This window comes from Pseudomonas sp. SBT1-2 (assembly GCF_028640875.1).
Taxonomy (GTDB): domain Bacteria; phylum Pseudomonadota; class Gammaproteobacteria; order Pseudomonadales; family Pseudomonadaceae; genus Aquipseudomonas; species Aquipseudomonas chlororaphis_I.
In genome coordinates this window covers 25,966-52,039 of record NZ_JAQZAA010000077.1, presented here as the reverse complement: position 1 = coordinate 52,039, position 26,074 = coordinate 25,966, and the positions used below count along the sequence as shown (strand labels likewise).

General features: G+C 60.6%; 27 protein-coding genes. 13 read left to right on the top strand and 14 right to left on the bottom strand.

Features of this window, described 5'->3' with window-relative positions; translation table 11 throughout:
* The first annotated feature begins 69 nt into the window (after nt 1–69).
* Together PVZ78_RS13655 and PVZ78_RS13650 are read left to right on the top strand one after the other, a co-directional pair.
* The gene (locus PVZ78_RS13655) at nt 70–1,947 is read left to right on the top strand and encodes a DNA cytosine methyltransferase (protein WP_273828815.1); all 1,878 of its coding nucleotides are present in this window, start codon (nt 70–72) and stop codon (nt 1,945–1,947) included.
* A complete protein-coding gene (locus PVZ78_RS13650) occupies nt 1,931–3,046 on the top strand; it encodes a hypothetical protein (protein WP_273828814.1) in 1,116 nt (371 codons plus the stop codon). The genes PVZ78_RS13655 and PVZ78_RS13650 overlap by 17 nt, the downstream gene beginning before the upstream one ends.
* Nucleotides 3,047–3,500: 454 nt before the next feature.
* Here the strand turns inward: PVZ78_RS13650 and PVZ78_RS13645 are convergent, their stop codons facing one another.
* Complete coding sequence (locus PVZ78_RS13645) at nt 3,501–3,782, bottom strand: fructose-bisphosphate aldolase (protein ID WP_273828813.1); 282 nt, start codon at nt 3,780–3,782, stop codon at nt 3,501–3,503.
* 589 nt (nt 3,783–4,371) lie between these two features.
* Here PVZ78_RS13645 and PVZ78_RS13640 point away from each other — a divergent pair.
* A complete protein-coding gene (locus PVZ78_RS13640; protein ID WP_273828812.1) occupies nt 4,372–5,349 on the top strand; it encodes a hypothetical protein in 978 nt (325 codons plus the stop codon).
* Nucleotides 5,349–6,035 (top strand): hypothetical protein, encoded by a 687-nt coding sequence (locus tag PVZ78_RS13635; RefSeq protein WP_273828811.1) that lies wholly within the window; start codon nt 5,349–5,351, stop codon nt 6,033–6,035. Before PVZ78_RS13640 ends, PVZ78_RS13635 begins: the two co-directional genes overlap by 1 nt.
* Before the next feature lie 108 nt (nt 6,036–6,143).
* On the opposite strand, the gene PVZ78_RS13630 is transcribed toward PVZ78_RS13635, so the two are convergent.
* The 10 genes from PVZ78_RS13630 to PVZ78_RS13585 form a co-directional block, all read right to left on the bottom strand.
* Complete coding sequence (locus tag PVZ78_RS13630; RefSeq protein ID WP_273828810.1) at nt 6,144–6,614, bottom strand: GNAT family N-acetyltransferase; 471 nt, start codon at nt 6,612–6,614, stop codon at nt 6,144–6,146.
* Nucleotides 6,615–6,678: 64 nt separating this feature from the next.
* A complete protein-coding gene (locus tag PVZ78_RS13625) occupies nt 6,679–7,098 on the bottom strand; it encodes a DUF6691 family protein (RefSeq protein WP_029526518.1) in 420 nt (139 codons plus the stop codon).
* Between the two features lie 2 nt (nt 7,099–7,100).
* Nucleotides 7,101–7,535: a YeeE/YedE family protein gene (locus PVZ78_RS13620; RefSeq protein ID WP_053268776.1), complete on the bottom strand. Its 435-nt coding sequence runs from the start codon at nt 7,533–7,535 to the stop codon at nt 7,101–7,103.
* Between the two features lie 205 nt (nt 7,536–7,740).
* Nucleotides 7,741–8,397 (bottom strand): DUF2931 family protein, encoded by a 657-nt coding sequence (locus PVZ78_RS13615; RefSeq protein WP_273828809.1) that lies wholly within the window; start codon nt 8,395–8,397, stop codon nt 7,741–7,743.
* 75 nt (nt 8,398–8,472) lie between these two features.
* The gene (locus tag PVZ78_RS13610; protein WP_273828808.1) at nt 8,473–9,132 is read right to left on the bottom strand and encodes a DUF2931 family protein; all 660 of its coding nucleotides are present in this window, start codon (nt 9,130–9,132) and stop codon (nt 8,473–8,475) included.
* Between the two features lie 75 nt (nt 9,133–9,207).
* On the bottom strand, nt 9,208–9,861 hold the full coding sequence (locus PVZ78_RS13605; RefSeq protein ID WP_169913227.1) for a DUF2931 family protein: 654 nt from the start codon (nt 9,859–9,861) through the stop codon (nt 9,208–9,210).
* Nucleotides 9,861–11,438, bottom strand: coding sequence for a phospholipase effector Tle1 domain-containing protein (locus PVZ78_RS13600; RefSeq protein WP_273828807.1), 1,578 nt, complete (start codon nt 11,436–11,438; stop codon nt 9,861–9,863). The genes PVZ78_RS13605 and PVZ78_RS13600 overlap by 1 nt, the downstream gene beginning before the upstream one ends.
* A gap of 206 nt (nt 11,439–11,644) precedes the next feature.
* On the bottom strand, nt 11,645–12,469 hold the full coding sequence (locus PVZ78_RS13595; RefSeq protein ID WP_273828806.1) for a sulfite exporter TauE/SafE family protein: 825 nt from the start codon (nt 12,467–12,469) through the stop codon (nt 11,645–11,647).
* The gene (locus tag PVZ78_RS13590; protein ID WP_038631734.1) at nt 12,466–13,743 is read right to left on the bottom strand and encodes an NAD(P)/FAD-dependent oxidoreductase; all 1,278 of its coding nucleotides are present in this window, start codon (nt 13,741–13,743) and stop codon (nt 12,466–12,468) included. Before PVZ78_RS13590 ends, PVZ78_RS13595 begins: the two co-directional genes overlap by 4 nt.
* A 34-nt stretch (nt 13,744–13,777) precedes the next feature.
* A complete protein-coding gene (locus PVZ78_RS13585) occupies nt 13,778–14,662 on the bottom strand; it encodes an MBL fold metallo-hydrolase (RefSeq protein ID WP_038631737.1) in 885 nt (294 codons plus the stop codon).
* A gap of 240 nt (nt 14,663–14,902) precedes the next feature.
* On the opposite strand from PVZ78_RS13585, the gene PVZ78_RS13580 reads away from it, so the two are divergent.
* On the top strand, nt 14,903–16,222 hold the full coding sequence (locus PVZ78_RS13580; RefSeq protein ID WP_273828805.1) for a sigma-54 interaction domain-containing protein: 1,320 nt from the start codon (nt 14,903–14,905) through the stop codon (nt 16,220–16,222).
* A gap of 311 nt (nt 16,223–16,533) precedes the next feature.
* Here the strand turns inward: PVZ78_RS13580 and PVZ78_RS13575 are convergent, their stop codons facing one another.
* The gene (locus PVZ78_RS13575) at nt 16,534–17,067 is read right to left on the bottom strand and encodes a GNAT family N-acetyltransferase (protein WP_038579858.1); all 534 of its coding nucleotides are present in this window, start codon (nt 17,065–17,067) and stop codon (nt 16,534–16,536) included.
* A 190-nt stretch (nt 17,068–17,257) separates the two neighbouring features.
* Here PVZ78_RS13575 and PVZ78_RS13570 point away from each other — a divergent pair, with 190 nt between their 5' ends.
* The 3 genes from PVZ78_RS13570 to PVZ78_RS13560 all read left to right on the top strand — a co-directional run bounded on the left by PVZ78_RS13570 (nt 17,258) and on the right by PVZ78_RS13560 (nt 19,404).
* Nucleotides 17,258–18,757, top strand: a complete 1,500-nt coding sequence (locus PVZ78_RS13570) for a helix-turn-helix transcriptional regulator (RefSeq protein ID WP_273828804.1) — start codon at nt 17,258–17,260, stop codon at nt 18,755–18,757.
* Nucleotides 18,758–18,892: 135 nt separating this feature from the next.
* Entirely contained in the window at nt 18,893–19,144 is a 252-nt protein-coding gene (locus tag PVZ78_RS13565; RefSeq protein WP_103331709.1) for a CsbD family protein, read from the top strand.
* 11 nt (nt 19,145–19,155) lie between these two features.
* Nucleotides 19,156–19,404 carry a DUF1652 domain-containing protein gene (locus tag PVZ78_RS13560; RefSeq protein WP_009048452.1) on the top strand — a complete coding sequence of 83 codons (249 nt, stop codon included), beginning with the start codon at nt 19,156–19,158 and terminating at the stop codon, nt 19,402–19,404.
* Between the two features lie 149 nt (nt 19,405–19,553).
* On the opposite strand, the gene PVZ78_RS13555 is transcribed toward PVZ78_RS13560, so the two are convergent.
* Complete coding sequence (locus tag PVZ78_RS13555) at nt 19,554–20,948, bottom strand: sensor histidine kinase (RefSeq protein WP_081361912.1); 1,395 nt, start codon at nt 20,946–20,948, stop codon at nt 19,554–19,556.
* Nucleotides 20,926–21,609, bottom strand: a complete 684-nt coding sequence (locus tag PVZ78_RS13550; protein ID WP_007930717.1) for a response regulator transcription factor — start codon at nt 21,607–21,609, stop codon at nt 20,926–20,928. The genes PVZ78_RS13555 and PVZ78_RS13550 overlap by 23 nt, the downstream gene beginning before the upstream one ends.
* Before the next feature lie 184 nt (nt 21,610–21,793).
* On the opposite strand from PVZ78_RS13550, the gene PVZ78_RS13545 reads away from it, so the two are divergent.
* The 5 genes from PVZ78_RS13545 to hcnC all read left to right on the top strand — a co-directional run bounded on the left by PVZ78_RS13545 (nt 21,794) and on the right by hcnC (nt 25,943).
* Complete coding sequence (locus tag PVZ78_RS13545) at nt 21,794–22,132, top strand: hypothetical protein (protein WP_273828803.1); 339 nt, start codon at nt 21,794–21,796, stop codon at nt 22,130–22,132.
* An 89-nt stretch (nt 22,133–22,221) separates the two neighbouring features.
* Nucleotides 22,222–22,761, top strand: coding sequence for a hypothetical protein (locus PVZ78_RS13540; protein WP_273828802.1), 540 nt, complete (start codon nt 22,222–22,224; stop codon nt 22,759–22,761).
* Between the two features lie 209 nt (nt 22,762–22,970).
* A complete protein-coding gene (gene hcnA, locus PVZ78_RS13535) occupies nt 22,971–23,288 on the top strand; it encodes a cyanide-forming glycine dehydrogenase subunit HcnA (RefSeq protein WP_016701774.1) in 318 nt (105 codons plus the stop codon).
* A complete protein-coding gene (gene hcnB, locus PVZ78_RS13530; RefSeq protein ID WP_124354876.1) occupies nt 23,285–24,694 on the top strand; it encodes a cyanide-forming glycine dehydrogenase subunit HcnB in 1,410 nt (469 codons plus the stop codon). Before hcnA ends, hcnB begins: the two co-directional genes overlap by 4 nt.
* Nucleotides 24,687–25,943: a cyanide-forming glycine dehydrogenase subunit HcnC gene (gene hcnC, locus PVZ78_RS13525; protein ID WP_273828801.1), complete on the top strand. Its 1,257-nt coding sequence runs from the start codon at nt 24,687–24,689 to the stop codon at nt 25,941–25,943. Before hcnB ends, hcnC begins: the two co-directional genes overlap by 8 nt.
* The last annotated feature ends 131 nt before the right edge of the window (nt 25,944–26,074 follow it).

The following is a 26,074-nucleotide window of genomic DNA, read 5'->3' as shown; positions in this document are numbered from 1 at the left end:
TGTTTCATCAAAATAACATATATAATGAAGCGCTTCCTTGTGTGGGGCTTTTATTTAAGAGGTAGTTGTATGAGTGGTATCAAGACATTAAGTTTGTTTTCGGGGGCCGGGGGGCTTGATGTTGGCTTTCACATGGCCGGATTTAAAATCGTTGCCTGTGTAGAGCTTGAGTCAAAGTACTGTAAGTCTCTTGAGGAAAATAGAAGTAGAGGGGTTTTTTTTGATAAAGGTACAGTTATCCATAATATGGATATCAGGGCCTTCGATCCGTCAATTTATAAGGATCAAGGAATTGAGTGCATTATTGGCGGTCCTCCATGTCAGACATTCTCCGCTGCTGGTCGGCGATCTGGAGGTGTGATCGGCACGCAAGACTTAAGAGGGCAATTATATGAAGAATACTGCAATATTCTTGATGTAATTAAGCCTCGAGTTTTTGTTTTCGAGAATGTGTATGGTTTGCCGGGCGCAAATAATGGGGGGCCATGGAGAGAAATAGTTAAGGCCTTCTCTGAACATGGCTACGAACTCCATGCTGAGGTTATTGACGCTGCTGATTATGGTGTGCCGCAACATCGAGAGCGTTTAGTGATGGTTGGTGTTCGGAATGGGAGTTTCTGTTTTCCTATGCCAACTCATGGACCTGACTCTCTTTCAGGGGAACCTCTTGTTTCTGTTGAAAAGGCTATTGCCAGTCTTCAGGTTCCTGGCGAAACTAAGGGGAGCGGTTTGGGAGGTCTTTATGGACATCTGCTTCCTGAGGTTCCCGAAGGACTAAATTATGCTTTTTTTACTGCTGAAATGGGGCACCCAGAACCTGTATTTGCTTGGCGATCGAAGTTTCATGATCTTCTATACAAAGTTAATAGAAAGGAGCCTTGTCGGACTTTGAAAGCCAGTCCTGGTAAGTTTACAGGTCCATTTCATTGGAATAGTAGGCACTTCACTATAGATGAGCTTAAGAGGCTTCAGTCGTTCCCTGATCAGTATGAGATTGTGGGGTCTTACGGGCAATGTGTTGAACAGATAGGTAACTCTGTTCCACCTAGATTGGCTTACTGTATTGCCGAAAGTGTGAAGGGGCAGATTTTTTCTTCTGAAAAAGTTTGTGCCAAGCTTGACTTGCGCCCTCCGTACTTTAAATCTACTTTCAGGCAAAGACAGCGAGAAAGAAGTCAGCAGTTTAAAGTTGTTGCGGCTAATGCAATTAAAGAAAAGTATGGTTGTCTGACTGAGTATTCTGATCCTGAGGCGGTTCAGCCGAAAACTGAGAAAATATTTGTTTATAGGCCTACAAAGTATTTACGGGAGTTGAGTGCTAAGAAAATAAAGGGAGTTTCTCAGCAAAGCCAGGTGCTTATTACGGAGGCCGGCACGCATATTCGTATAGATATGGACGAGCAATGCTCAGGAAAACAAGCATTGCTTCATGTTGAAATAAAAATCAGCGGCCTGAAAAAGTATCTTCCGAAGTTTGATACGTTATCGCTTTCTGCAAATGTTAGCGAAATTAGTGAGGTGTTTTTTTGTTGGAAAGAGGTGGAGGCTGCACTTGTAGGGAGGTCAAAGTTTTTTACTCTTATTGATATTTATGGGCATTATGCTAACCGAGGTGATGTTGTAGATGTCGAATTTTCTATTGAAAACCGTTCTAATAGAAAGCTTGCAGAGCTAATCAGCTTTTTTAGTCAGACTTCGAATTGCGGTGATTTTATCTCTGAAGAGGTACTCTTAACGAAGTTTGAGCTGACGCGACAGGAGTTAGAGTCCGCTATCGATTCTATGCGCGCACTCCGTTATGACGTTAGGACTTGGGTTAGCCATCCAATTATTGGGCGAGGCAGGGTGATCTGTACGTATCCATTTCCTCTTTTGTCACCAAAAGCAATGGTTGAAAGTAAGGTTAAATTTTCTACAGAGGAAGTAGTTTATGTCGACAGTGTATGAGGATCTAAGTACTCTGCTTGAAAAAGTTTATAAGCATGCAGAGGCTTTGGTAAACGAAGAGTGCGAGCCGCCAGAAGAGTTTTTTCGCTATGAAGAGCAGATATCTAAGGTGAGAGAACTATCAAAGATAAAGCATGCGTCACGTGGCGCTGCATTAACTTTGTTGAGCTATAAGGTCTTGCATCCGGAACAGGATATAAGGGCGCATAAGGAGGAGTATGAGAACGGATTTTCTGCAAGAGCCTTTGATACAAAGGTGACGATACCATTTTTAATTGAACACTCACTTCCACGAAATGTTGAAACGCACTGGTTAACTCAGACTCTTTCGTTTGCACCGGTACTCCTTCGAGGTGTTCAGTTGAAAACCGTACCAAAGGCATGTGGTCCTCTTTTGGTCGAGGTTGTGAATGATGCTAATGAGTCCCAGAATCCGGATCTGATTTATTTTATGATGGTAAGCATCATGATTGAACTGATTTTGGTGCGGAACAAAGATAAGGTGGTCATGACAAGACCTAAGAATCTTCCGATTGATTCGGTTAAGGTGCTTATATTTAAGCACTTTAATCATAAGTATAAAAATAATGCGCCTAGACTCCCGCAGCTGGCTATTTATGCGATTTATAAGTGTATTTTAGATAAAATGCTGCGCTTTGAGGGGCAAAGTCTAGAGCCTATACAACGTATGAAGTCAGCCGATAGGAAGGCAGGGACAGTTGGGGATATTGTAGTGAGCAAGGACGGAAGTCCTATAGAAGCAGTAGAGATTAAATTTGGTAAGCCAATTGCCGTTGTGGATGTCTCTGAGGCAATAGAAAAAGTTCGTGCTGAGTCAGTCAGTCGCTATTATTTGCTTTCTACAGAAGGGGTCGCCTCTGAAGATGTTGAAATAATCAACAAAAAGAAGAGCGAGTTCTTGAAGCAAAATGGATGTGAAATAATCGTAAACGGAGTAATCGATACGATTGGTTACTATCTCAGGCTTTTGCCTAATACTACTGAGTTTCTATCGGATTATGTTGATTTGGTGGAAAGTGATGAGGATACTGGTTACGAGCATCGTATTTCCTGGAATGACATCTGTCGAGAGATCTAACTGTCAGGTTAAGAGATTTTTTGTGAGAAAGATGTTGTGTGATCTCACTGGCTTTCAGGTTTAAGAAGTGGATAGAATGTTCTCGAAAACGTTCTATCAGCTTTGTTAGTTAAAAGATTCGAGACTGTCTTTAGCTGAGCCCGGCCACCTGATGACTACAGTAAGCTGAAAGCCAGAAAGTTTGTATTTGGCTGTCCTCTTAAAAGACTGCCCTCCAGCGAGTCATCCTGGTTATGGTCATGCTTTGTCCACCAAAATTATTAGGGTGACTCCAAGTTTGCTAATGATTTATAAAACATTTCTTTATGGCAAATGGTGGCATGAAGGTTAAGTGTTGCGGGTGGTTGTGCTGAGAGGGGGTATTAATTATGCCCAATCTTATTTGTAAAATATGCTTTTTGGTGATTTTTAAACACTAAAAAGCCGGTTTTTTCCGGTTTTTTAGTGTCCTAGATCATGCGCTAAAAGTTCGAGCCTCAATCACCACCAATACATCTCGTACGTCCTGTAGTAAGAGCCTGGCGGTGTTTGTCACAATACCGATATCTTTATTGCTAGAGTCGCGCAAGGTCGTGCAGGCCATCAGATTTAAATAATCGAGCGCCGTGACCAAACGCTCGCTAGCACATGCATGCAAATCCACCAGCGGCGCATGGCTGTCGACAAATAGCACCGGTCCATCACTGGCAATTGGGGTCAGAGGAATAAAGCGTTCGGACGAGTTTTGAGTTTTCATGGTGTCGTTTCTTCCAAAAATGAGAAATCGCCACCTGTTGCTGCGAATCAACTGGGTGGCAGCTGTACGCGGGTTCGCAGACCGAGGAAAGAAACAAACCCGGCAGACCCGAAGGCCTCCCACGCACAGCCGCCATAAACGAAACGCAGGCGAAGTTTGCCTGAGTTGTCATTGACTGTGTTGTTTGAATCTTTCTGTTGGGCTGCGAAACCCTGCTGCTGACCGGAGTCAGTAGACAGAGAAACTATAGGCGTTGGGGTAATGGCGGCGCTGTAGGATCTATCTAGTTTGCCTGTAAGGGGCGTCTGTGTTTGCCTCTCATCCCCTTCAGCAGATTGCTCAACGGCCTGTTGGACAATTTCAGTTTCCGGCCAGGTTGCAGCTCTGGCAAAGAGCGCTATCAACGAGCGGTTAGCGAGTCGCCGCATTGGTATGTCTGAACAATCGTGGTGTGCCGATTTAGGGCCGCTGCGCGCCCCATCGCAGCCTCGCGGGCTCGGCAGCGGCTACAGGGCCGCAGCAACACCCTCTGATTCCCAACCAACTTTGCTATCCTGCGCGCCTTTTACCTATTGCAAGGAGCGCAGGCATGACCCAGTCCGTTGGTGGCGGGAGGCGAGTAGGGGCAAGGACGCGGGGTGGTGTGTCTCGCCTGGGGCATTTTCTATCCCGGTTGGCTCCGGTGCTGTTTGTGGGTATGGCGCTGAGTGTGCCCACGGCCAACGCCAACCCCATCACCACCTATCGCGGCACGCTCGGCGATACGCCGGTGGAGCTGGCGCTCACCTATGACTCGCAATATGGCGGCGGGATGTCTGGCTATTGGTTTAGCGGGGCCGAGCGGTTGCCGATGCCTTTGGAGCTCACGCCGTTTCGTCCGGGCAGGGGGCTGTTGATCAATATCATGGATAACCCGACCTTGCCGGCGGCGGCTGTGTCGTTGCAGCCCTTTGCCGAGGGGGCCGAGGCGTTGCAGGGGGCCTTGGTCGATTTGCGCACGGGCGTGCAGCAGCCGTTGCAGTTGCAGCGGGTGATGCGTTTTGGCGGGAGTCAGCGCGAGGCCTTTGACGGTGAGTTGTTGCAGCCGGCGGCCGACAAGCAGTTCTATTTCAGTGTGCATGCCGTGCGCAACGCCGGGGAGGACACGGGGCGGGTGGACAACATCCGGGTGCTGAGCCGGGCCACCGGCGAGGTGGTGCAGGAGGTGGGCGGGCAGTGGTGCCTGGCTCCGACCGGGACCCGCACCCTGACCTTCGAGCATTTCGATGCCGATTCAACCATCGATTTCCAAGTGCAGAGCTACAGCTTGAACGGCCCGTACGGCGGTGTGCTGTGCGCGCCGACCCAGTATTACCTGTATCACCCACAGACCCAGGCGTATCTGCGCCATCCGCAGTTGGAGCAGTTCGCCGCACAGGGCACGGTGCGTTTTGCCGCGGGCGGGCAGATGGAGTTCAGCAAGCAGGACTTTGTCAACTTCAGTGCGGGCACCCGGCGTTGGGACTATTACCGCGTGATCAGCCCTGACCGGCTGGAATTTATTCAGTCTGGCGAGGAGCGTTTCTGATGCGAGTGGTTGATCTTTTTCGCGGGCTGGCGGCGTTGTGGCTGGTGTCGTGGCTAGTGCCGGCGCAAGCGGCCCATGGGGTGTACCAGGGCACCTTGGGCAAGCAGGCCATTGTGCTGACGCTGGGCAACCAGAACGCGCTGTACCAGGGGACCTATGCCTACCAGCGCTATCGCACGCCGATCCGCCTCAAGCCGACCTTCAGCTTCAGCAACAAGGTGCTGGCCATGGACGAGCTGGACGAGCAGGGCCTGCCGGTGGCGCGCTTGCAGTTCAACGACCTGATGGTCAGCCGCCAGAGCGAGCAGGTGCGTGGCAGTTGGACCAGCTATCGCACCGGCAAGACCTTGCCCATCGCCCTGAAGCTGGTGGCCCTGGTGAACTCGGACTACTCGTGGCCGCAGCCGAACACCACGCTGTTGCAGAGCGCGTCTACCAAACGCTGGTATTTCCAGGTGCCGATGCAGGGCAATGACCAGCGGATAACGGCGATCGAGGTGGTGGACAAGGCCAGCGGCAAACCGTTGCAGACCCTGACGCTGGCGGCGCCGGGCTGTCTGTATCAAGGGGTGGATATGTTGCAGGTGCAGGCGGAGGGGGAGAGCCTGCGGATCAGTTTGAGCGACTGCAAGTTGCCGGGGTTTCAGTGGAATGAGGGGAGTGGGCGGTTTGAGGCTTTGCCTTGAGTCGGTTTTGGTTTTGTAGGTTGGCTTGGTGTTTAGTCAGGCAGGCTGTGCTTGCAGGTTTGGCGACTGCTGCGCAGTCGGGCGCAGCCTCGCGTTGCTCGGCAGCGGCTACAGGTTGTGCGTTGTCTGATCTAGCTCGCGTTGCATGATCAGGGTGCGTTCCTCGCCATGGTATTGCTCGCGCAGGGTACGAAAGCCCAGGTTGGCGTAGAAGCCTTCGGCGGTGATCGAGGAGGGCACGGTCAGCTGGGTGATGCCGGCGTTCAGGGCCTGGCGTTCGAGTTCGGCCATCAGTTGGCGGCCGACGCTCTGGCCTTGTCTTTCCGGGGCGACGAAGACCGAGCGCACTATATGGCCGTCAAGGCTGGCGGTGCCGACGATTTCGCCGGCCGCCTGGGCCACCCAGACCTGGCGTTTGCTCAATAACTGGCGCACGGCGTGCGGGCTGAAGTTTTGCCGCACCTGGGCGATCACGGCGGCTGGGTAGTCCTGGGCGTTGCTGGTCTGCAGGGCGGCGATGATCAGGCGGCTGATGGCGTCGGCGTCCTGCTCGTGGGCGGGGCGGATTTCACAGTCCATGTGGGGGCATCCTTTGAGAGGTAGACCCGGACACTAACCTTGGCGGGTCCGGTTCGCCAAGGGCTCAGTGCGTGCGGCGCGCTTCCAGCCACTGAAACAGCAGCATGCCCGCCAGCATGGCCAGGACAAATACCCAGGCCTGCCAATGGAACGTGAACAGCAGGGTCAGCCCCGGCCCCGGGCAGATACCGGCGATGCCCCAGCCGATGCCGAACAGCAGGCTGCCACCGATCAGGCGGCGGTCGATATCGCGGCGGGTGGGCAATTGCATGGTCGCGCCGAGCAGGGCATTGGGCTGTTTGATGGCCCAGTGGAACGGCCACCAGGCAGCGCCGATGGCGCCGAACATCACCAGGGCCAGGGACGGGTCCCACTGGCCCGCCAGGTCCAGAAAATTCAGGACCTTGGTCGGGTTGGTCATGCCTGACAGCAGCAGGCCGAGGCCAAACAACAGGCCGGCGATAAAGGCCGTGACTTTGCGCATGTTCATAGCCCCATCCCGTGGCGCAGCAGCCAGACGGTGATAAAGCCGGTCAGCATAAAACTCAGGGTGGCGACCAATGAGCGCGGCGACCATCGGGAGATGCCACAGACGCCATGACCACTGGTGCAGCCCGCGCCGTAGCGCGTACCCAGGCCCACCAACAGCCCGGCGCCGATCAGGCCGGCGATGCCGCTTTGGAACTCGATCGTCGGCAACACCTGGAACAGCCCCCAGAACAACGGCGCCAGCAGCAGGCCCGAGAGGAACAGGGCCTTTTCGCTCCAGCCTTCGCTGCCCGGTTGCAGCAGGCTGCCCAGCAAGCCGCTGATCCCGGCAATGCGCCCGTTGGCCATCACAAATATGCCAGCGGCCAGACCAATCAGCGCGCCACCGGCGAGGGCGCTCCAGGGCGTGAAGTGCAGCCAGTCGATGTTCATGGGGATATGGGGCTCATGAGAGGGAAGGGTGAGTGGAGTTTAGTCTTTGGGGTGGTGGTGCGATATGTGCGAGGTGGCTAGAGGGGAGTGGTGCTGTCAGGTGGGGAGTTGTCTGTGAGAGCAGCGGTATGCGGTAGAGCATTAGCGCGTCAGTTGGGCGATGAGTGCTCTCATTACCAAGGCGTCCCTCTACCAGAAGGGGAGCCTACCAACTGCCATAGGGAATGCCATATTTCTCTATGTAGCGTTTGGACCCTTCACTGATCTGGTAGGCGTAACGGCCATTGGTTTTGCCTTGGCTCGGCCCTAAAGGCTCAACTTCAGCTTGGACGCGGGTGACTTTGATTGGGTGATGACATTCATCTCTTACCCAGACCTGGACAATGCCTCCCGGCGCCAGCCCTAGATTGACTGAGGCCATATAGCTGGCGGTTTGCTGTGGCGTTTCCGGGCACCGACGGGCCGTGGTCTTGCGCATGATCTGTCGGGCCTCTTCCGGGATATCGATCCATACCCGATAGGTTTGCGGTTCAACCACCGATTGCCAGCGAACGAAAATGCGTTTGGGCAGGTCGGCACCGATCACCGATTTGCCATCACCACCAACTTCGCTCCAGCCTCTGGCCCATTCCTTTTGGTAACCGAGGTTGCCGCCTGATGCAGTTCCACCACCGGTGCGTCGAAACAGCATTCCGTTGATATCTTCTACTGCGCTGTCTTCGACCCAGACTTTCATGTAGTAGGGTTCGGTAAAGCCAAGCTCCCACCAGGGATTTTTGGGGTCGTTTTTTCCGGATAGCGGATCGGTGGTCAGGCAGCCACTTAGTAGCAGTGTGCTCAGCAGGGCGATGAATACTCTCATTACCAAAGCGTCCAGTCAGGTACGTGAGGGAACGTGATTGTTGAGCAGCGTGCTTCGATATCAGAAGGGTTCTGTCTACCAACTGCCATAGGGAATGCCGTACTTCTCTATGTAGCGCTTGGAATTCTCGGGTAGCGGGTAGTAGTGCCCGTTTGATTTACCCAGGTGCGGCCCCAGCGGTTCAATCTCAGCTTGCGCACGGGCGACTTTGACTGTGTTGCGGCATTCATCTCTGACCCAGACTTGTACGATGCCACCGGGGGCCAGGCCTAAATAGACCGATGCCATATAGCGAGCAGTCTGATGCGGAGTTTCCGGGCAGCGTCGGTTAGTCGAGGTGGTCATGATTTTCCGGGCCTCTTCTGGAATATCCACCCATGCCCGATAGGCCTGTGGCTCTACGACCGATTGCCAGCGTACGAAAATGCGCTTGGGCAGGTCAGCGCCAACCACTGATTTACCGCTACCTCCAACTCCCTTCCCGCCCCATCCTCTGGCCCACTCTTTGTCGTAACCCATATCACCACCCGCAGCGGAGCCGCCGCCAGTGCGAAGGAATAGCTTGCCGTTGATATCTTCAACAGCGCTGTCTTCAACCCAAACTTTCATATAGAACGGCTCGCTGAAGCCAAGCTGCCACCAAGGTGCCTTGGGGTCGTTTTTCCCAGATAGCGGGTCGCTAGCCAGACAGCCAGTCAACAGCAGTGCGCCTAGCAGGGCGATGAATACTCTCATTACCAAAGCGTCCAGTCAGGTACGTGAGGGGACGTAGTCATTTAGCAACGCGCTTCGATATCAGAAGGGATCTGCCTACCAACTGCCATAGGGAATACCGTATTGCTCTATGTAGCGTTTGGAGTTTTCGGGCAGGGGGTAATAGTGTCCGTTGGATTTGCCCAGGTGGGGGCCTAGCGGCTCGACTTCAGCTTGGGTGCGGGCGACTTTGATCGGGCGGTAGCATTCGTCTCTTACCCAAACCTGAATGATTCCTCCGGGGGCAAGGCCCAAATAAAGGGATGCCAGATAAGAAGAGCCACGTTTGGGGTACAAGGCACAACGTCGGGCGGTCGCCTTGCGCATAATCTGTAGGGCTTCTTCCGGGATATCCACCCAGGCCCGATAAGTCTGTGGCTCTACCACAGACTGCCAGCGGACAAAGATGTGCTTGGGAAGATCAGCCCCTACCACCGGCTTGCCGGTATCTCCGACGCCATCCCAACCTCTGGCCCATTCCTTGTCATAGCCTGGGTTGCCACCAGCAGCAGAACCACCGCCAGTCCGGCGAAACAGTATGCCGTTGATATCCTCTACCGCTGTGTCTTCAACCCATACCTTCATGTAATACGGCTCAGTGAAGTTGAGGCTCCACCAAGGCAAGTGAGGATCATTCTTTCCGGATAGCGGGTCACTGGCCTGACAGCCAGTCAATAGCAGTGCGCCCAGTAGGGCGATGAATACTCTCATTACCAAAGCGTCCAGTCAGGTACGTGAGGGTGTTGCACTCGCACGGCATCCGCCGTGGGGGCGTTGATGTAGACGACTTTAAGGCTGCCGCCATCCTGTTTGCCAAGCGGGTGGTTCCAGTGGGCCGAGAGATGGATATAACGCAGCTTGAGCATGGTCTCCTCAGCTGGAGTCGTACTGTAGTCACCGGCGACAAATCTGTCACAAAGGGCTTGCAGCTCTTGCGGTATGGCGTAGTCCGGGTCTTGTTCGTCGATGGTGTTGAAGCGTACGCCGTTCTCCTTGGCCAACTCATACATCACACGCAGATACACCCTCGATAGCCTGTTGCTCATAGGGCGCTTGAGCTGCACGCCCACATACACTCGTTTTTGTCGTAAGCCGAGACGGTCCTGCGGATCTTGCGGCAGAACCATAGGCTCCGGTGTGACGATCTCCAGCCATTGTGTGGGCCAGCCCTTGGCCAGCCAGCGCGATTTTGCCTGTACCGCGTCTCGGTAAATCGAGGTTTGGGTCACATCAGTATTGAATGGCACCTCCAGCGCCTGCATCGGACTGACCAGTACACACTCCTGCACCTCATCCAGATAACCGCCGCCGATATCCGAGTGCGCGCCGGGTAGGGTGATCTCTACGTGGTCGGGTTTGACCCGGCTCAGGGCAAAGTTGGCGCGGTACTCGTCGCGGGCAACCAATTGAATCACCGAGCGAAAGTAGTGACGGTCGAGGTGCAGCTTGATACCAGGGGCAATGGCGCTGCGCACGTTACCCAGATTGCTCAGCCCAGCAACCGACGGCACGGTGTCGAACAAGCCGATAAAACCTATATCAACATCGTGGCCGTACTGTCGGTTAAAGCGGGGGCTGAAAGCATTGGAGTGGTCGTACAAAATCAACTCGAGTGGCCCGAGCCAGCGTACGACTTCATTGGCGAAATGTCGGGCCGCCGCGGCGCCACGGCTAAAACCGAAGGTGTCAAAGATTAGCGAAGCAATTTCACAGTCAGGGTTTTCTTGCTGGAAGTTCTGAATGATCACTTTTATGTGTTCAAACGATTGTCGTACCCGTCCAGTCACGCCTGTATTTCCACGCCCTGTACCAGAGACGATCAAGCTGTCCTTCTCTCCAGTCTGAGTGCCAATACCCTCGACATAGATTGAGCGGAAAGCCCGCTTTTGCAGGCCGTCTCCTTCGGCTCTCTGGTTGGAAAAGTACAAATCACTCAACCGCTTAACATTACTCACATCATTCCCATAACTACTCTCCGGATCCCTCATATACGGCTTGCAACTGCCATCGATATCCCTGGCTTCAATGGCATGCTGCGCCCCGCAAATCTGGCCCATGGCCGAGTTGCTGGCGTTGTTGCCCGTGCCATCGAAAAACACACCAATGCGCAGCGCCACCTGGACCTTGTCGGGCGGTGGTGAGGGCTCCTTGGCGTATTTCTCGTACTGGGCCCAGAGCTGTTCGCCGTAGCTGGGCTGTTCGGTCTCGGCGGCGCGTTCAGCGGGGCGCTGGTTGGGGTTGGCGGGCCGTAGAAGGTTGGGCATTGGCCCGGGTCCGTTGCTGGCCATGGGTGGTCCTGGTTCAGGCAAAAGGGGCGCTGGAAACCGTACCGGGAATGGCGGGCGATGGATTTAGGAGGAATCTGCAAGAGGCTGGGCAGGTGCTGATTTGGTTGTAGGAGCGATTGATTGCCGAGATATTTTTGCCGTCTGGGCGGGCGCTATCGCGAGCAAGCTTCGCTCCTACAGAAGAGCGTTTGCTCGCGATTGCGGGTTCAACGCCAGGCGCCGAGTGCTCCGAGGCTGAGCATCACCGCCGCCAGCATCCCCACCAAGGCAAACAACTGCTGCAGCCGCGGCCCCGCTAGGTAACGGGCGACCTGACGGCCGGCAATCAGCCCGAGCACCGCGCCGCCGGCGAAGGGCGCGCCCACCGCCCAGTGCATCACGCCGCTGAGGCTGGCGGTGATCACGCTGCCGGTGGACACCAGGGCGATCACCGCCAGGGAGGTGGCGACGATGCTTTTGCTGTCCAGGTTGGTGTAGCGGGTCAGGGCCGGGATGATCACGAAGCCGCCGCCGACCCCGAGCAGCCCGGAGAGCAGCCCCGAGAGCATGCCGGTGAAGGTCAGGGCGCGGGCGCAGGGCAGGGTCCAGCGTAGCCGGCCTTGCAGCGGGTTGAGCACGCAGGGGCGGAACTCGGCGCGGGGTGCCGGTTGGCCGTGGCGCAGTTCGCGGGTGGCCTTAAGCAGGATGCGCCCGCAGGCGTACAGCAGCACCGCGGAAAACAGCAGGGCCAGGGGCAGGTTCGGCAGGCGGTGGGCCAGCCACAGGCCGACCGGCGCCATAAGGATGCCGATGGTGGCGACGAAGCCGGCGGCGCGGTAACGCACGATGCCTTCGCGTAGCCCCAGCACCGCGCCCACGGCGGCCGCCAGGCCCACCGCGAGCAGGCCGATGGGCGCGGCCTCGACCATGCTCAGGCCGAGGCCGAACACCAGCAGTGGCACCGCGAGAATCCCACCGCCGGCCCCGGTCAATGCCAGGATCGCCCCGATCAGCGCGCCGAGCCCGGCGCCCAACAAGCTGTACTCACTCATGATTCCGGCAGGTCCGTCACCAGGCTGGGCCGCGCCAGCCACTCATGGCCCTTGAGCATGCCGCGCCAGTACAGCGGCGGCAGGATGCGCTCCTTCAACCACCAGGCGCGGCGGGTCGGCTGACGCCCGTCCAGCAGCCAGGCCGGAAAGCTCGGCGCGACCTTGCCGCCGTAGGTGAATTCGGCGAGGACGATCTTGCCGCGCTCCACGGTCAGCGGGCAGGAGCCGTAACCGTCGTACTGCGCCCGGGTCGGCAGGCGCTTGAGGTTCACCAGCACGTTGGTGGCCACCACCGGCGCCTGCTTGCGCGCCGCCGCGGCGGTTTTCGCGTTGCTGGTATTGGTCCCGTCGCCGAGGCCATGGATGTTGCTGTAGCGCTTGTGTTGCAGGCTGTGCGGGTCGACGTCGATCCAGCCGGCGGCATCCGCCAGCGGGCTGTTACGGATAAAGTCCGGGGCGGTCTGCGGCGGCACCACGTGCAGCATGTCGAAGGGCAGCTCGATGCGTTCCTGCTGGCCATCGGCGTTGTTGCGCACGAAGGTCGCCCGTTTGCCGGGGCCGTCCACCGCCACCAGGTTGTGGCCGAAATCCAGGGCGATGTTGTACTTCTTCACGTACTCCATCAGCGCCGGTACGTAGTCCGGCACGCCGAACAGCACGCCGCCGGCATTCAAAAAGCGTGTGTTGATCTGCCCCAACCGGCCGCTGCGCAGCCAGTGATCGCAGGACAGGTACATGGCTTTCTGTGGCGCGCCGGCGCATTTGATCGGCATCGGCGGCTGGCTGAACAGCGCCTGGCCCTGCTTGAGGTTCTGCGCCAGTTGCCAGGTGTAGGGCGCGAGGTCGTAGCGGTAGTTGGAGGTCACGCCGTTTTTGCCCAGGGTTTCGCTCAGGCCGTCGATGGCGTTCCAGTCGAGCTTGAGGCCTGGGCAGACCACCAACTGGTCATAGCCCAGTACGCGACCGTCGTTGAGCAGCAGGGCGTTGTGCTCCGGCTCGAAGCTGCTCACTGCGGCCTGAATCCAGGTCACGCCTTTGGGGATCAGCGAGGCCATGCTGCGCGCGGTGTCTTCGGCGCGGAACACCCCGGCGCCGACCAGGGTCCAGCCGGGCTGGTAATAGTGGGTGTCGGCCGGGTCGATAATGGCGACGTCCAGGTGCGGTTCGCGGCTGATCAGGCTGGACGCGGTGGCAATGCCAGCCGCGCCGCCGCCGACGATCAGCACCTGGTGGCTGCCGTTGACGGCTCGTTGGATGGGGGAAATCGGGCGCATGGCAGCGTCTCCTGGTGGAGTGGCGTTATAGGTTTTAAAGGGCGTTCAGCGGGATCTTCAGGTAGCTCACGCCGTTGTCGTCGGGCTCGGGGAACTGGCCGCTGCGCATGTTGACCTGCACCGAAGGCAGGATCAGCACCGGCATTTCCAGGGTGGCGTCGCGGGCTTCGCGCATGCGCACGAAGGTGTCTTCATCGATCCCTTCATGGATATGGATATTGTTGGCGCGCTGTTCGGCGACCGTGGTCATGTATTGCAGCTCGCGGCCGTTGGGCAGGTAGTCGTGGCACATGAACAGCCGGGTCTGCGGTGGCAGGGCGAGGATCTTGCCGATGGAACGGTACAGGGTGCGCGCGTCGGCGCCGGGGAAGTCGCAGCGGGCGGTGCCGTAGTCGGGCATGAACAGGGTGTCGCCGACAAAGGCCACGGTCTCTTCTCCGACCTGTACCAGGTAGGTCATGCACGCCGGGGTATGGCCGGGGGTGTGCAGGGCGCGGGCCTGGAGGTTGCCGATGGCAAAGCGGCTGTCGTCTTCGAGCAGCACGTCGAATTGGCTGCCGTCACGGGCAAAACCCTGGCCTTCGTTGAACAACTTGCCGAACACCTGTTGCACCACGGTGATCTGGTTGCCGATCGCCACCCGGGCGCCGAGCTGTGCCTTGAGGTAGGCCGCGGCGGACAGGTGATCGGCGTGCACGTGGGTCTCGAGGATCCAGTCGACCTGGGCATCGAGTTCGCGCACCCGGGCAATCAGTTTGTCGGCGGACTCGGTGCGGGTGCGGCCGGACTTGGGGTCGTAGTCCAGCACGCTGTCGATCAGCGCGCAGCGCCGGGTGTCGAGGTCCATCACCAGGTAGCTGATGGTCCATGTCTGGTGGTCGAAAAAGGCTTCTACGCACAGCGATGCGCCGATGATCATTGGGCTCTCCGAACAATAGGGTGACGCCGGCCAAGGCGGGCAGTCATCCCTTGGACTGTCAATAAGCGTGCCAACCGGCGCGCGCTGCTTTTACCGCCCATTCATTGAATTCAAAGGCCTGGGGTGGGCGTTCCGGCTGTCACTGTCAATTGTAGGTGGCAGTCGATTGGCAGTTTCTGGCAGAAAATGGCAGAAGCCGGGTTCATGGTTTAAGCTGCCGCGCAACGCCCAGGAGTTGCCATGCCCCAGTCCACCCATGCCCTTGCCAGTGCTGAAATGTTAGCCCTGATGTCCTATCTGGAACATGACGCGCAGCCGACGATCCTGTTAGACACCGACTACAACATCCTCGCGGCCAACACCGCCTACCAGCGCCAGTTCGGCGTCGAGGGCAAACCCCATGTCGGCGCCAAGTGCTACCGGGTGTCCCACCAGTTCGCGGTGCCGTGCGACCAGGCCGGCGAACATTGTCCGATGCGCAAGGCCTTCGAGACCCGCCTGCCGGAGCGCCTGCTGCATATCCATCACACTCCGCGCGGGCCGGAGCATGTGGACGTCGAGCTGCGGCCGATCCTCGGTGACACGGGGCAGGTGGTGGCCTATGTCGAGCGCTTGAGTTCGGTGGCGGTGGCCTCGGTACAGCCGCAGCAGAAGGGTTTGGTGGGCCGTTCGCCGGCCTTCAACGAGGCCTTGAGCGCCCTGCAGCGGGCGGCGCCGTCGCAGATCCCGGTGCTGCTGCAAGGGGAGTCCGGTACCGGCAAGGAGCTGTTCGCCCGCGCCCTGCACGATGGCAGTCCGCGCGCCGGTGGGCCGCTGGTGGTGGTCGATTGCACCGGCCTGACCGAGACCCTGCTGGAGAGCGAACTGTTCGGCTATGAGAAGGGCGCCTTCACCGGCGCCCTGCAACGCAAGATCGGCCTGGCCGAAGCAGCCCATGGCGGCACCCTGTTTCTCGACGAGATCGGTGAAGTGCCGCTGGCGATGCAGGTCAAGCTGCTGCGGCTGATCGAGTCCGGCAGCTTTCGTCCGGTGGGCAGCCTGCGCACTGTGCATTCGGACTTCCGCCTGGTCTCGGCGACCCACAAGCCGCTCAAGGAAATGGTCGCCGCCGGCACCTTCCGCCAGGACCTGTACTACCGCATCAGCGCCTTCCCGATCCGCCTGCCGGCCCTGCGCGAGCGCAGCGACGACCTGCCGCTGCTGATCGACAGCCTGCTGCAACGCCTGGCGCCGGGCGCGGTGCCGCGGGTCGCGCCGCAGGCCCTGGAGCGCCTGGGCCTGTATGCCTACCCGGGTAATATCCGCGAGCTGCGCAATATCCTCGAACGGGCGCGCTTGTTCAGCGACGACGGGGTGATTCGGGTCGAGGACTTGCCTGAGGAATTGCGTGCCGGCAGCGCCACCACCACCCAGCCGAGCCGGCGCCGCGCGGGCAAGGACCTGGAGCAACTGGCCCACGCCCTGGAAGTGTTCGAAGGCTCACGCAGTGAACTGGCCAAGGCCCTGGGCCTGAGCGAACGCACCCTGTACCGACGCCTGAAGGCCCTGGGCATTTCCTGAACCTGTTCACCCCTTGATATCCCGGCCCCGCTCAATGCGTGTGTAGCCGCTGCCGCAGGCTGCGATCGAGCGGCACGCTCGTGGCGATCTTGCCGACGCCGGAGACCCTTCGGGTCTATCGCAGCCTCGCGGGGCTCGGCAGCGGCTACAGGGAACGGGGACACCCTCGATATTCCGGCCTTGCTCAATGCGCGTGTAGCCGCTGCCGCAGGCTGCGATCGAGCGGAACGCTCGCGGCGATCTTGCCGGCGCCGGAGACCCTTCGGGTCTATCGCAGGCTGCGCCAGCGGCTACAGGGGCGAGCGGGGCGGCTATCGGTCGCCGCGACCGGGCAGGTCGCAGGCCATCACCCACATCCCTATTTGCTCCAGGTCGGTGTTGAAGGGGACCTCGCCTATCTGGCGCAGGCCGGCGCTGGCATAAAAGCGCTGGGCGCCAATGTTGCTCTTGAGCACGTCCAGCCACAGGCAGGGTTCACCGGCATCGGTGGCGCGCTGCAGCACATGCTCAAGCAAGCGGCGACCGTGCCCCTTGCCGGCCTGGGATTTGAGCAGATAGATCTTCTGCAACTCGGCACCGGGAATGCCGCTGCCCGGGGTGGGCCGTGCCCAGTTGAGTTTGGCGAAACCTATGGGCTGCTGTTGCTCGTCCAGGGCCAGCAGCCACAGATGCTCGCTCTTGGCGGCAAGAGAGTCTTGCAGGCTGCGGAGGGAGAAGTCCTGGTCGAGAAACCGCTGTATGCCTTCAGCACTCCAGATCGAGGAGAAATGCTCGCGGTAGGTGGCGCATCCGATGGCTTGGAGGGCATCGATATCGCGGCTGTCAGCTTCACGGATGGTGATCATGCTTCGCTCCTTGATGGCATTGGCGGATCGGGCCGGGTGCGGCAGCTTAGCCTTTGCGCAGGTGAGGCTCCAGTACTCCGCTGTCATTGGCGCATGGGTTCCAGGGCACGATGGCGATGCGCCGTGGTCGTAGTTTCTGCCCCCTTTATCCGCCGCCTTGCCCGTAGCGCCGGGCCTTTCAGGAGCTGACATGAGCCAGGATCTACTCGCCACCGAAACCAATCGCCGCCAGTTGCAGCAGATCATTTCCGGACTGTCCGACGGGGTCATCCTGCTCGAGGCGGACCGGCGCATCGTCTGGGCCAACGAGGCGGCGCTGGCCATGCACGGGGTCGAAGACATCAGTGAGCTGGGCGCCGACGATCGCCAGTACGCCGAGCGTTTCGCCCTGCGTTATCGCAACAATCACCCCCTGGCCCTGGAGAGTTACCCGATCAACCGGGTCGCCGCCGGGGAGACCTTCAGCGATGTGGTGGTGGAGGTGCGCAGCGGCGAGGGCGAGGAGGCGCGCACCTGGGTGCATCGGGTGCGCAGCATGATCCTCACCGACCGCGCCGGCGAGGTGGAGTCCCTGGTGCTGATCCTCAGCGATGCCACCGAGTGGGCCAGCGCCGAACAGCGTTTCGAGAAGACCTTCAATTCCAACCCGGCGCCGGCGGTGATCTGCCGCCTCAGCGACCTGCGCTACATCAAGGTCAACCAGGGCTTTCTGGAAATGACCGGCTATGCCCGCGACCAGGTGATCGGCCGCTCGGTGTACGAGGTGGATGTGCTGGAGGGCGCCGAGCGCAAGGACCTGGCCATCGAGCGCCTGAACCAGGGCGCGACCATCCCGCAGATGCAGGCCGAGCTGCGCCTGCCCGAAGGCGGCAGCAAGCTGGTGATCGTCGCCGGCCAGCCGCTGGATATCAACGAAGAAGACTGCATGCTGTTTTCCTTCATGGACCTGGAGCCGCGGCGCAAGGCGGAGGTTGCCCTGCGCCAGAGCGAGGAGCGTTTTGCCAAGGCGTTCCGCCTGACGCCGGTGCCGACCCTGGTGTGCGGCGCCGACAGCCAGCAGATAGTCGACGTCAACGAGGCCTTTCTCGACAGCACCGGTTATGCCGCCGAAGAGCTGCTGGGCAAGACCGTGGAAGAAGTCGGTTTTATCGCCAGCCCGCAGGCCTGCGCCAGCCTGTTCGGCGCCCTGGAGAAAAGCGCCGATGTGCGCAACCTCGACCTCAGGGTGCTGAAGAAGGGCGGCGAACTGCTCGACTGCGTGGTCTCGGCCGACACCGTGAACATCCAGGACAAGCCCAGCTACCTGCTGGTGCTGATGGACATTACCGAGCGCAAGCGCTCCGAGCTGGAGCTGGTGTCGGCGATCGAGGAGGTGATGCGCGATGCCTCGTGGTTCAGCCAGACCCTGATCGAAAAGCTGGCCAATGTCCGCAGCGCCAACCAGGCCGAGCAGCCCAGCGCGTCCTTTACCGACCTGACCGCCCGCGAGCGCGATGTGCTGGGGCTGATCTGCGAGGGCCTGGCCGACAAGGAGATCGCCGCGCGCCTGCAACTGGCGCCCAGCACGGTGCGCAATCACGTGGCCACGGTGTATTCCAAGCTGGCAGTGCACAGCCGCGCCGAGGCCATTGTCTGGGCTCGCGAGCGCGGGCTGTTCAGCGGCGACCGTCGCGGCAAGACGCAGCGCTGACCGGTGCAAATGCACCAGCGTCACCAGTACAAATGACGCTTCTGCGGCTTCACGGGGTTTCTTAGGCTGGGTGATGTGCGGTGCCGTGGCGGACACGGGCCGTGCACCGAACATCATCAGCTGAAGGAATGCACGATGCGTAGCGAACAGATCAAAGGTGCGATGGGCACGGCGGCCGGCAAGGCCCAGGGTGCAGTAGGCGAGCTGCTGGACGACCAGCAGATGCGCCTGGAAGGCGCCGCCCGCCAGGCCGCCGGGCAGTTGCAGGAAACCTATGGCGATGCGCTGGATAGCGTCTCCACTTTTGTCCGCAACAAACCCTTGGCCAGCGTCGCCATCCTCGCCGGGATCGGCCTGCTGGCCGGCCTGTTGTGGCGTCGCCACTGAGGGAGGCCTGGGTGATTTCCCAGGCGCAGTTGCGCCGCTACATCGAACAGGGCTTCGCGCCCCTGGCCTGTGCCTTCAGCACCGGCTCCGACTCCACACTGACCCTGCGGGTCTTCGAGCCTGAAAGCGGACGGGTCGACCTGGTGGTCACCGGCATCGACCCGCGCACGCTCGCGACAGAGGCGGACGTGCTGGCGATGATCGAGGAACTGCTGTACGAGTTGCGCAGCAATTCCATCAGCCTGGTGCACCTGTCCTGACCGGGGAGCCGCCTCTGTAGGAGCGAGGCTTGCCCGCGATGGTGGTGAACGATAACGCGGGTTGTCTGAAACACCGCGTTGTCATGAGGATTTTTCGCGGGCAAGCCTCGCTCCTACAGAAAAAGAACGTGTTCCTCTGTAGCAGCAGTTCAGTCCTTGGCGATCAAACTCGGCCGGCAATCGAGGCTCAGGCGGGCGCCGCCGCTGTCGCTGCTGCCGACGTCGAGCTTGAAGCCGTGCAGGCTGACGATGGCGGCGACGATGGACAGGCCCAAACCAAAGCCGCCGTGGGAGTTGCTGTCGTCGACCCGGTAGAAGCGCTGGAACACCGCCTTGCGCTCGGCCTCGGGGATGCCGGGGCCGGAGTCGAGGACTTCCAGGCGCGTGCAGCCGCCATCCTCCACCCCGCGCAGAATCACCTCGCCACCCGGCGGGGTGAACTTGATCGAGTTGCTCAACAGATTGGCCAGGGCCTCGAACAGCAGGGCGCGGTCGCCGGTCAGGCTTGGCAGCCTGTCCGGCACATCCAGGGTCAGGGTCAGCTGGCCTTCCTCGGCCAGCGGCAGGTAAAAGTCATACAGCTCGCGCAGCAACGGCAGCGGGTCGAGCTCGACAAACCCCGAGCGGCGCTGGTGATCCTCGATTTCGGAAATCCGCAGCAAGCCGCGAAAACGCGCCATCAGCCGGTCGGCCTCGGCCAGCACCTGGTCCAGCTGCAAGGCTTCCGGCGTGCCCTCGACCGCCTGTTGTTGCATGCGATACAGCTGGGCGCGCAGGCGGGTCAGCGGGGTGCGCAGGTCGTGGGCGATGTTGTCGCACACGCCCTTGACCTCGTTCATCAGCCGTTCGATGCGGTCAAGCATGGCGTTGACGATGGCCGCCAGCATGTCCAGCTCGTCGCGGCGGTTGGACAGCGGCAGGCGGTGGGTCATGTCGCCGGCGACGATCGCCTCGGCGCTGGCCTGGATGCCGCGGATCCTCCGCAGCGGCCGGCGCCGGAGCAGGTGCCAGCCGGCGGCGCCGGGGATGATGGTCAGCGACACGCCCCACAGCAGCGCGTGGAGGATGATCCGCGTCACCGCGAACAGCGAGCCGTTGTCGCGCACCAGGATCAGCCAGCGGCCGTCGCGGGTGTAGGTGGCCACTGCGTCGCAACTGTCGCGGGGCAGGCTGGGGTCGTCGGAGTCGATGCAGCTCTTGAGCTCGTGGATCTGCCCGTCCAGCGGCAGGTCGTCGGGGATCTCGCGGATCGGCCCGCTGAGGTAGTGACGCCGCTCGTCGAACAGGCCGTAGGCGTCGATGGCGCGCATGTCGAAGGTCATGCTGGTGGTCAGGGCTTCTTCCAGCTGCTCGCCCTGGAAGCGCGCGAACAGGTGCTGGCGCTGCATCAGCGAGTGCTTGGCGAGGCTTTCCAGGTAGCCGGACACCTCGTAGTACATGACGCCCATGAGGATGCAGCTCCAGGCCACGAACAGTGAACTGTAGAGCGCCAGCAGGCGGCTGCTGGAGGAGCGCCAGCCCTTAGAGGGGTTCAGCAATGACATAACCCGAGCCTCGCACGGTGCGGATCAGCGGGGTCATGCCAGGCGGATCGATTTTTTTACGCAGACGGCCGATATGCACGTCGATCAGGTTGGTGCCCGGGTCGAAGTGATAACCCCAGACTTCCTCGAAAATCATCATCCGCGAGAGGATCTGGCCGGTGTTGCGCATCAAAAATTCCAGCAGCTTGTATTCGGTGGGCAACAGGCTCAGCAGCTGGTCGGCGCGGGTCGCTTCGCGGCTGATCAGGTTCAGCTCCAGGTCGGCCACCCGCAGGCTGGTTTCGAATTCCTGCACCGTGCTCTTGCGCCGCAGCAGCACCTCGACCCGGGCCGCCATTTCGTCGGAGGCGAAGGGTTTGGTCAGGTAGTCGTCGCCACCGGCGCGCAGACCGCGCACGCGCTCGTCGACATCGGACAGGGCGCTGATCATCAGGATCGGCGTCGACACGCCGATGGTGCGCAGGGTGGTGACGATCGCCAGGCCGTCCAGCTCGGGTAGCATGCGGTCGAGGGTGATCAGGTCGTAGTCGCCGCTGACGGCGCGCACCAGGCCTTCGCGACCGTTGTCGACCCAATCCACGTCCAGCCCGTGGCTGCTCAGTTCCGCCACGATTTCGCGGGCGGTTACGGCATCGTCTTCGATGGTCAGAATGCGGGTCATAAGGGCTTACCTGATTGGGGATTTCATGACGCAGGCCTGCATTTTGCCAAGAAATCGCCGCGGGCTTTCTAAAAAATCTTTCATCTTCGCGCCAGTGCCCTGGCGAACGCAGGGTAGCAGGCGGGCCGGGTGCGGCAATCGTTGATATCATCCAGCTATTACCGGCTGGCATGGATGCTGCGCAATGTACCTACCTCATTACCTCGACTTCAAAGCCCTGGGCGTCGGCTTGTTGCTGCTGGCGGCGGCCCCGGCGTTCGCCGCCAATCAACCCTGCTCGGGCAAGAAGGGCGGGATCGCCGGTTGCGACGGCGAGTTGTTTTTATGCAACGACGGCTCCATCAGCGGTTCCAGGCAAAACTGCGCCGCGCGCTACGGCGACTCGGGGCAGGCGGCGCGCCCACAAAGCCTGTTGCGCAGCAGCGACGGCTGCCCCTGTGGCGGTGGCAGTTTCTGCACCGGGCCACGGGACGGGGTCTATTGCCTGACCCCGAGCGGCAACAAGAGCTACAAGCGTAAATAACGCCGTAGACGCCGATTGGACAGGCCCGGGCGCCTCTACTAGCGTTGCCGGCACGGCGCCGCCGGGGGCCACTATCGGGGGCAACACGGATGGACAAACAGCAAGCCAAGCGCCAGGTCATCGCCAGCCTCGAGGCCGGGCGCTCCAGGGGCGAAACCTTTGCCGCGTTTGCCGGCAGCGGTATCAAGGAGCGGCTGCTGGCGTTCTGGATCGCCGGCTATTCCGACCCCAAGCTCTATGCCCGGCACCGGCGCAAGATCCAGATCCTGCTGGCGGTGATGCTGTTGCAGGCGGTGGTCGGCGCGGTGGCCGGGTTCTTCCTCGGTTCGGTCATAGGCCCGAAGGCCGCCTGGGTGTTCGGGCTCTTGGGCGGGGTGGTGCCGCTGCTGTTCGCCTGGGGCTTCCATAAACCTTCGGCCAACGCCTACACCGTCTATGCCCTTCTGACCCTGTCGCAATTCCCGCGCTTGTTCGAAGGTTATGCCGAGGACCCGCTGGGCACTTTGATCGGCGCGGCCATTACCTTGGGCGTGGTGTTTTTCGCCATGTATGTGCGCAGCCTGATCTTTCCGGATTTCGCCTTTATCGGGCCGCGCAAGGTCAAGGGCCGCTACGTGTTCTCCAGCTAGGGCAGGGCGGCGCAAGGCTTATTCCAGAGCCTTGTGCTTTGCTTGGCCCAGATCAATGTTCTTGTTCGACAAACCTACTAGATTGGCCCGGTGTTAGCCCCGAGGAGCTGGCGCCGCGCAACCCTGGACCGGGTCGATGATCCGGTCCAGGGCGATGCACAGCAGGACGCTGGCATTCCTCTTCACTCCGTTCAAGGACGAATTTACTGATGCGCCATACCGAACGAACTTTCGATATCCAGCCGCTGCAACAGGCGGATATGACCATCAGCCTCAATGGCCAGCCGGTGACGGCGGCGATTGGTGAAACCGTACTCAGCGTCATCCAGTCCCTCGGGCTGCGTCAGGTGGCGCGCAACGACCACGGCCAGCTGGCCGGCGCCTATTGCGGCATGGGCGTATGCCATTGCTGCCTGGTGCAGATCGACGGCCGGCACAAGCGCCGGGCCTGCCAGACCCAGGTGCGGCCGGGCATGCAGGTGCAGACCGAGGTCAACCGCATCGTCGAGGCGGAGGAGGTGCTATGAGCCTGAATCCACTGATCGTCGGCGGCGGCCCGGCGGGTATGGCCGCGGCCATCGAACTGGCCGAGCACGGGGTGCGCAGTACCCTGATCGACGAGGCCTCGCGCCTGGGCGGTGTGGTCTACCGCGGGCCGCTGCGCGACGGCGTGCAGCTGGACTACCTGGGGCCGCGTTATTGCGAAGCCCTGGCGAAACTGCACGGCGCCTTTTCCGACTGTGAACAGATGATCGACGTGCGCCTCAACCACCGGGTGGTGGGGGCCGAAGGCAAGGGCAGCCTGATCCTGCTGGATGCCGACGAGCAGTTGCAGGAAGTGGCCTATCCGCAGCTACTGCTGGCCGCCGGTTGTCATGAGCGCAGCGTGCCGTTTCCCGGCTGGACCTTGCCCGGGGTGATGCTGCTGGGCGGCTTGCAGTTGCAGATCAAGAGCGGCGTGGTCAAGCCGCGCGGGCCGGTGGTGATCGCCGGCACCGGGCCGCTGCTGCCGCTGGTGGCCTGCCAGCTGCACGCCAGTGGCGCGCACGTGGCGGCGGTCTACGAGGCCTGCACCTTTGGCCGGATCGCCAAGGAAAGCCTGGCGCTGCTGAACAAGCCGCAGCTGTTCCTCGACGGCCTGAGCATGCTCGCCTACCTCAAGCTGCACCGCATTCCCATGCACTACGGCTGGGGCGTGGTCGAGGCCCAGGGCGCGGACGGGCTGGAAAGCGTCAGCGTGGCGCCGTATTCGGCGCGCTGGGAACCGGACCTGAGCCGCCAGCAACAGGTCGCCGCGCAGACCCTGGCGGTGGGCTACGGTTTTATCCCGCGTACCCAGCTCAGCCAGCAGATGGGCCTCAACCACGGCTTCAGCCACGACGGCTACCTGCGCGCCACGGCCAACGTCTGGCAGCAAAGCAGTGAGCCGCACATTCACCTGGCCGGCGACATGGGCGGGATCCGCGGCGGCGAGGCAGCGATGCTCACCGGGCGCATCGCCGCGCTGTCGATCCTGATGCAGCGCGATGTGCTGAGCAACGAGGCGGCCCTGGAGCGGCGCCAGAAGTACCAGAACAAACTGGCTTCCATCACGCGTTTCCGCGCGGCGGTGGACCGCTACACCGAACGCGGCACCGGGCAGATCGAACTGCCGGCCGCCGACACCCTGATCTGCCGCTGCGAACACGCCACCCGAGGCGATATCGACCGCGCCCTGGAGCAGGGCGTGCAGGACATGGCCAGCCTGAAGATGCGCACCCGGGTGAGCATGGGCGACTGCCAGGGCCGCATGTGCGTGGGCTATTGCAGCGACCGTTTGCGCCAGGCCACCGGGCGCCAGGATGTGGGCTGGCTGCGCCCGCGTTTCCCCCTGGACCCGATTCCCTTTTCCGCTTTCCCTCAACCGAGCAAGGACGCTTTGAATCATGAGTAAGTTCTACGACGTGGTCATCGCCGGCGGCGGTGTGATCGGCGCTTCCTGCGCGTACCAGTTGTCCAAGCGCAAGAACCTGCGGGTGGCGTTGATCGACGCCAAGCGCCCGGGCAATGCCACCCGCGCCTCGGCCGGCGGCCTGTGGGCCATCGGCGAGTCGGTGGGGCTGGGCTGCGGGGTGATCTTCTTTCGCATGATGTCGGCCCGTAACAAGCGCCAGGCCCAGGGTTCGGCGGTGCTGGTGGACTCCAGCACGCCGCATATCCTGCCGCAGTCGTTCTTCGACTTCGCCCTGCAATCCAACGGCCTGTACCCGCAGCTGCACCAGGAGCTGCGCGAGCGCCATGGCATGGACTTCAAGTTCGAGCGTACCGGGCTGAAGTTCGTGATCTACGACGACGAGGACCGGCTCTACGCCGAGCACATCGTGGCCTGCATTCCGCACCTGGCCCATCAGGTGCGCTGGCTCGACCAGGCGGCGCTGCGCGAGGCGGAGCCGAACGTCAGCCATGACGCCCAGGGGGCCTTGGAATTTCTCTGCGACCACCAGGTCAACCCGTTCCGCCTGGCCGACGCCTACACCGAAGGCGCGCGGCAGAACGGCGTGGAGATGTACTTCAACACCAACGTCACCGGCGTGCTGCACCAGGGCAGCCGGATCAGCGGGGTGCAGACGGCGGAGGCGGGGGTTTTCCATTGCGACACCCTGATCAACGCCGCTGGCGCCTGGGCCGCCGAGCTGAGCCTGCAAGCCACTGGCGCGAGCATTCCGGTGAAGCCGGTCAAGGGCCAGATCCTGCTCACCGAGCGCATGCCGCAACTGCTCAACGGTTGCCTGACCACCAGCGATTGCTACATGGCGCAGAAGGACAACGGCGAGATCCTGATCGGCAGCACCACCGAGGACAAAGGCTTCGACATCAGCACCACCTACCGGGAAATCCAGGGCCTGGTGCAGGGCGCGGTGCGCTGCGTGCCGCAGCTCGAACAGGTCAACCTCAAGCGCTGCTGGGCCGGTTTGCGCCCGGGCTCGCCGGATGAGCTGCCGATCCTCGGGCCGATGTGCGGGGTGGAGGGCTACCTCAACGCCTGCGGGCATTTCCGCACTGGCATCCTGACCTCGGCGATCACCGGGGTGCTGCTGGATCGGTTGGTGAATGAGGAGGCGTTGCCGCTGGATATCACGCCGTTCCTCGCCGAGCGTTTCGGTCTGCAGGCGGTGGCGCCGTTGCAGGTGGCGCTGGCTTGAGGTAGCGCGTCGCCCTGAAGTTTTTTCGCGAGCAAGCTCGCTCCTACAAGGACTGCGTCGTTCTCGATCTTATGAACAACGCGACCTTCTGTAGGAGCGAGCTTGCTCGCGATGAACGTGAACGATGACGC

Excerpts from the sequence above, each read along its gene's own strand:
- PVZ78_RS13650 (WP_273828814.1), top strand. The coding sequence starts at position 1,931 with ATGTCGACAGTGTATGAGGATCTAAGTACTCTGCTTGAAAAAGTTTAT.
- PVZ78_RS13580 (WP_273828805.1), top strand. The coding sequence starts at position 14,903 with ATGCCCCAGTCCACCCATGCCCTTGCCAGTGCTGAAATGTTAGCCCTG.
- PVZ78_RS13625 (WP_029526518.1), bottom strand. The coding sequence starts at position 7,098 with ATGCGCAAAGTCACGGCCTTTATCGCCGGCCTGTTGTTTGGCCTCGGC.
- PVZ78_RS13585 (WP_038631737.1), bottom strand. The coding sequence starts at position 14,662 with ATGATCATCGGCGCATCGCTGTGCGTAGAAGCCTTTTTCGACCACCAG.
- PVZ78_RS13575 (WP_038579858.1), bottom strand. The coding sequence starts at position 17,067 with ATGATCACCATCCGTGAAGCTGACAGCCGCGATATCGATGCCCTCCAA.
- PVZ78_RS13630 (WP_273828810.1), bottom strand. The coding sequence starts at position 6,614 with ATGGACTGTGAAATCCGCCCCGCCCACGAGCAGGACGCCGACGCCATC.
- PVZ78_RS13655 (WP_273828815.1), top strand. The coding sequence starts at position 70 with ATGAGTGGTATCAAGACATTAAGTTTGTTTTCGGGGGCCGGGGGGCTT.
- PVZ78_RS13545 (WP_273828803.1), top strand. The coding sequence starts at position 21,794 with ATGTACCTACCTCATTACCTCGACTTCAAAGCCCTGGGCGTCGGCTTG.
- hcnA (WP_016701774.1), top strand. The coding sequence starts at position 22,971 with ATGCGCCATACCGAACGAACTTTCGATATCCAGCCGCTGCAACAGGCG.
- PVZ78_RS13565 (WP_103331709.1), top strand. The coding sequence starts at position 18,893 with ATGCGTAGCGAACAGATCAAAGGTGCGATGGGCACGGCGGCCGGCAAG.
- PVZ78_RS13605 (WP_169913227.1), bottom strand. The coding sequence starts at position 9,861 with ATGAGAGTATTCATCGCCCTACTGGGCGCACTGCTATTGACTGGCTGT.
- hcnB (WP_124354876.1), top strand. The coding sequence starts at position 23,285 with ATGAGCCTGAATCCACTGATCGTCGGCGGCGGCCCGGCGGGTATGGCC.
- PVZ78_RS13555 (WP_081361912.1), bottom strand. The coding sequence starts at position 20,948 with ATGTCATTGCTGAACCCCTCTAAGGGCTGGCGCTCCTCCAGCAGCCGC.
- PVZ78_RS13590 (WP_038631734.1), bottom strand. The coding sequence starts at position 13,743 with ATGCGCCCGATTTCCCCCATCCAACGAGCCGTCAACGGCAGCCACCAG.
- PVZ78_RS13620 (WP_053268776.1), bottom strand. The coding sequence starts at position 7,535 with ATGAACATCGACTGGCTGCACTTCACGCCCTGGAGCGCCCTCGCCGGT.
- PVZ78_RS13635 (WP_273828811.1), top strand. The coding sequence starts at position 5,349 with ATGCGAGTGGTTGATCTTTTTCGCGGGCTGGCGGCGTTGTGGCTGGTG.
- hcnC (WP_273828801.1), top strand. The coding sequence starts at position 24,687 with ATGAGTAAGTTCTACGACGTGGTCATCGCCGGCGGCGGTGTGATCGGC.
- PVZ78_RS13540 (WP_273828802.1), top strand. The coding sequence starts at position 22,222 with ATGGACAAACAGCAAGCCAAGCGCCAGGTCATCGCCAGCCTCGAGGCC.
- PVZ78_RS13600 (WP_273828807.1), bottom strand. The coding sequence starts at position 11,438 with ATGGCCAGCAACGGACCCGGGCCAATGCCCAACCTTCTACGGCCCGCC.
- PVZ78_RS13615 (WP_273828809.1), bottom strand. The coding sequence starts at position 8,397 with ATGAGAGTATTCATCGCCCTGCTGAGCACACTGCTACTAAGTGGCTGC.
- PVZ78_RS13645 (WP_273828813.1), bottom strand. The coding sequence starts at position 3,782 with ATGAAAACTCAAAACTCGTCCGAACGCTTTATTCCTCTGACCCCAATT.
- PVZ78_RS13640 (WP_273828812.1), top strand. The coding sequence starts at position 4,372 with ATGACCCAGTCCGTTGGTGGCGGGAGGCGAGTAGGGGCAAGGACGCGG.
- PVZ78_RS13595 (WP_273828806.1), bottom strand. The coding sequence starts at position 12,469 with ATGAGTGAGTACAGCTTGTTGGGCGCCGGGCTCGGCGCGCTGATCGGG.
- PVZ78_RS13610 (WP_273828808.1), bottom strand. The coding sequence starts at position 9,132 with ATGAGAGTATTCATCGCCCTGCTAGGCGCACTGCTGTTGACTGGCTGT.
- PVZ78_RS13550 (WP_007930717.1), bottom strand. The coding sequence starts at position 21,609 with ATGACCCGCATTCTGACCATCGAAGACGATGCCGTAACCGCCCGCGAA.
- PVZ78_RS13570 (WP_273828804.1), top strand. The coding sequence starts at position 17,258 with ATGAGCCAGGATCTACTCGCCACCGAAACCAATCGCCGCCAGTTGCAG.